The sequence below is a fragment of the Acinetobacter sp. YH12041 genome (genome assembly GCF_013419975.1).
Taxonomy (GTDB): domain Bacteria; phylum Pseudomonadota; class Gammaproteobacteria; order Pseudomonadales; family Moraxellaceae; genus Acinetobacter.
The window spans coordinates 1-1487 of record NZ_VOZC01000050.1 but is presented as its reverse complement, the minus strand read 5'-3'; the positions used below and the strand labels follow the sequence as shown (position 1 = coordinate 1487).

The window sequence follows — 1487 nt, the reverse complement described above, 5'->3', positions numbered from 1 at the left end:
ACGATTGGTAAGAATCCACAACAAGTTGTTCTTCATGACGATGTATCTGAGGGTCTGTAGCTCAGTTGGTTAGAGCACACGCTTGATAAGCGTGGGGTCACAAGTTCAAGTCTTGTCAGACCCACCATTCTGACTAACAAAGCATTTGAATAAAATGCAGCAAACAGACAATCAGAACATTGACTTATTGATAAGCTGGGGACTTAGCTTAGTTGGTAGAGCGCCTGCTTTGCACGCAGGAGGTCAGGAGTTCGACTCTCCTAGTCTCCACCATACATTCCTACGGAATGTATAAAGAACGAAGCTAAAATAAACAATCAAACGGTTGTTAGCCTAGTCCTTAAGCGATCAAGTGTTTAGATCCTAGAGATTAACAAGTAGAAGCGTTAGAATACGCACCACTTGATAATCTCTGTGATTTATCACAGTAATGCAATCCGACGAGGATGCATTAAATCATTAACAGAATATATTTGAGTTGAAATAATTTGTTCATACTCATACAAGAGCGGAAACGAGAGATCGCAAGATTGATTGTTGAAGTGATTGAATGAGAACTAGCGAAATTAACTGAATCAAGCGTTTTGGTATATGAATCTAATTGAAGCTGTACAGTAGTTAAATCTACGAGACGCCAACTGTATGAGAGTGATGAGTAATCATCATAATCTGTTGCTTATCTTACTTGTGGGATAAACGACTGTTTGGGGTTGTATAGTCAAGTAATTAAGTGCATGTGGTGGATGCCTTGGCAGTCAGAGGCGAAGAAAGACGTGATAGCCTGCGAAAAGCTCCGGGGAGGCGGCAAATATCCTGTGATCCGGAGATGTCTGAATGGGGAAACCCACCGGCTATAAGGTCGGTATCATAAACTGAATACATAGGTTTATGAGGCGAACGCGGAGAAGTGAAACATCTCAGTATCCGTAGGAAAAGAAATCAATTGAGATTCCCTCAGTAGCGGCGAGCGAAAGGGGAACAGCCCATTAAGTCATATCAGTTTTAGTGGAATGCTCTGGGAAGTGCAACCATAGTGGGTGATAGTCCTGTACACGAAAGGGCTGATATGATGATGTCGAGTAGGGCGAGGCACGTGAAACCTTGTCTGAATATAGGGGGACCATCCTCTAAGGCTAAATACTCCTGACTGACCGATAGTGAACCAGTACCGTGAGGGAAAGGCGAAAAGAACCCCTGTGAGGGGAGTGAAATAGATCCTGAAACCGCATGCATACAAGCAGTGGGAGCCACTTTGTGTGGTGACTGCGTACCTTTTGTATAATGGGTCAGCGACTTATATTCAGTAGCGAGGTTAACCGAATAGGGGAGCCGTAGAGAAATCGAGTCTTAATAGGGCGTTTAGTTGCTGGGTATAGACCCGAAACCGGGTGATCTATCCATGAGCAGGTTGAAGGTTGGGTAACACTAACTGGAGGACCGAACCCACTGTCGTTGAAAAGCCAGGGGATGACTTGTGGATAGGGGTG

At 44.3% G+C, this 1487-nt stretch carries 2 tRNA genes and 1 rRNA gene; all 3 read left to right on the top strand.

The features are described 5' to 3' along the window. Positions 1–50 precede the first annotated feature (50 nt). Positions 51–127, top strand: a tRNA-Ile gene (locus FTU00_RS15430). A 70-nt stretch (positions 128–197) separates the two neighbouring features. Beyond that, positions 198–273, top strand: a tRNA-Ala gene (locus FTU00_RS15425). 443 nt (positions 274–716) lie between these two features. Beyond that, a 23S ribosomal RNA gene (locus tag FTU00_RS15420) occupies positions 717–1487 on the top strand; the annotation flags it as partial.